The sequence below is a fragment of the Mesorhizobium sp. M7A.F.Ca.CA.001.08.2.1 genome (genome assembly GCF_003998455.1).
GTDB classification, from domain to species: domain Bacteria; phylum Pseudomonadota; class Alphaproteobacteria; order Rhizobiales; family Rhizobiaceae; genus Mesorhizobium; species Mesorhizobium ciceri.
Genome location: NZ_RZPW01000952.1, coordinates 1 through 2028, shown reverse-complemented (window position 1 = coordinate 2028; position 2028 = coordinate 1). Strand labels below are relative to the sequence as shown.

At 60.9% G+C, this 2028-nt stretch carries 3 protein-coding genes; all 3 read right to left on the bottom strand.

What is annotated here, in order from left to right:
- Window positions 1–518 (bottom strand): RES family NAD+ phosphorylase (locus EN914_RS33380; RefSeq protein WP_164779109.1); only part of this gene is annotated, 518 nt, incomplete at its 3' end.
- On the bottom strand, window positions 478–852 hold the full coding sequence (locus EN914_RS33375; RefSeq protein ID WP_013531903.1) for an MbcA/ParS/Xre antitoxin family protein: 375 nt from the start codon (window positions 850–852) through the stop codon (window positions 478–480). The genes EN914_RS33380 and EN914_RS33375, both read right to left, overlap by 41 nt.
- Before the next feature lie 90 nt (window positions 853–942).
- Window positions 943–2010: a GGDEF domain-containing protein gene (locus EN914_RS33370; RefSeq protein ID WP_024503563.1), complete on the bottom strand. Its 1068-nt coding sequence runs from the start codon at window positions 2008–2010 to the stop codon at window positions 943–945.
- Window positions 2011–2028 lie beyond the last annotated feature (18 nt).

The window sequence follows — 2028 nt, the reverse complement described above, 5'->3', positions numbered from 1 at the left end:
GTATCGGCAATGGCCTGGCAAGCGGCATAGTCGGTCGGATGCGTCCATGCCGTTGCGTTACGATCGAGCGGCGGCCGGGTGAGATCGATCACCTTGGCGCATTTGATCGCGGCCGCAAAGGCCGTGTATTCGGCGGCGTCGCTTGGCCAGGGTGTTTTGGGCGACTCGGCAAAGAACAGCAGCCGGTAGAAGGCCATTTCGGCCACCGCGGTCATCATGGTCTCGGCCGCATAGTAGACGCCCTTGGTCCTGCCGGCACGGCGGAAGCGCGAACCGTGCGGATAGACCGAGCCGTAGCGGAAGGGCGTCGCCAGGAGATAGTGGAGATGGCGGCATTCAATTGGGATCTGCGGCTTAGTTTCCTCGATCAGGTCTTCCAGCATCGCCTGTTCGTCGAGCGTGTCGACGATTTTCAGCGTCGAGACATGGTGCTGCGCTTCGACCATGCGCCAGTACTTGCTGTCGATGCCGACGGTCTCAGACGAGAGCGCGTCGGGAGTCCAGATAGGCAATGACATCGACGAGCCCGGTGATGGTGAGGATCTTTTCAAGCGGAGCAGCGTCGAACGCCGTGTTGGCGTTCTTCAGCCATGCCCGGGCGACGACCGCGTCGCCGCCGACAATGGCGTCGAGCGAGCGGAACAGCCTGACGAACAACACGGCAAGCTCGAATGGCTTGGTGCCGCGCTCGAGCACGAATTCGTTCCTGCGCATGCGCGAAACCGTGGCCTCCGAAACTCCGATCACCGAGGCCAGCATTCTGGCGGTGATGTCCAGCAGATCGGCCGCGCGCACCGTTGCCTTGGTCAGGACTGCATTCTCGGCTGTCTTGGCAGCGGTTTGAGATTGCATTACGACGCCTTCCTGTTTCTGTGGAAAATATAGGCCACAAAAATTCATATGGAAAGGGGCGGGACGCAAAACAATCTGCAAACGGGAGTCTCAATCCTTCTTGTAGAGCAGCCAGCTCTTGCCTGCTCGGCCAGCCATCGTCGAGTGCCTGGTGACGCGGTTGCGGCCGCTGACCTTCGAGCGATAGAGCGCCCGGTCGGCCTTGGTGTAGAGATCTTCGGGTCCTTCGGCTTCGGACGCCATGCAGATACCCATCGAGACGGTGACGGTGCCGTAATTCGTGCCCGTCTGGCTGCTGGTGAACGGCGTCTGCTCGATCAGGGCACGAATACGCTCTGCAACGTCATAGGTGGCGTCCTCGCTGGCGCCCTCGACGATCAGCGCGAACTCCTCGCCGCCGGTGCGAGCAACGAACATGTCGCCGCGAATGCTGGTCTGGAAGATATCGGCGATGCTCTGGATGATCTTGTCGCCGACCGGGTGGCCGAAGCGGTCGTTGATGTCCTTGAAGCGGTCGATGTCGGCAAGGACCAGGGCGTTGAACAGGATACCCCTGTTGCTGTTGTAGATCCTGGTGATTTCCTTGTCGAAGGCGCGGCGATTCCAGATGTGGGTCAAGGGATCGGTGTCGGCCAACCGTTTGTATTCCTCGAGCTTCGATTTGACGGTCTCGAGTTCGGCCGTCTTGTCGCTGAGCGTCGAGGCCACCTGCCGGCCGTGATCGATCGTCGAATTGGTGGCGACCGCCATGGCGTTGGCGATCTTGTGCAAAAGATGCTGGGAGAGGAGGCTGCGGCCGTTGAGGCCGCTCGATGTCTCATCGAGGATCCTGCCGTATTTCTCGATATGGCTGCGCTCGCTCCGCAGCAGTGAAGCAACCTCCTCGAGCTCCCTGGCAATGACGTCTCGGGCATGCTCGACGATGCCAGGACCATGGTTGTGGGCAAAGAAAGTGCGCCCGATCTGATCCAGTTCATCCTGTGTCGGCCGGCTGCTCAGCGAAACGACGGCCAGGCTGAGTTCGCGATTGGTGCCGCTCAGGGCCTCATAGAAGATCTCGTAATTGCGCGGCAGGCCGAGCACGCCCAACTGGCGCATTGTCGCGACAACAGTGGCTGCGATGTCGGTGCGTTCGGTCGGGACAGCTGCCGGCTGCATTCTGGTTCTTCCCCCGGA

Coding starts and splice junctions, on each gene's coding strand:
- EN914_RS33375 (WP_013531903.1), bottom strand. CDS start 852: ATGCAATCTCAAACCGCTGCCAAGACAGCCGAGAATGCAGTCCTGACC.
- EN914_RS33370 (WP_024503563.1), bottom strand. CDS start 2,010: ATGCAGCCGGCAGCTGTCCCGACCGAACGCACCGACATCGCAGCCACT.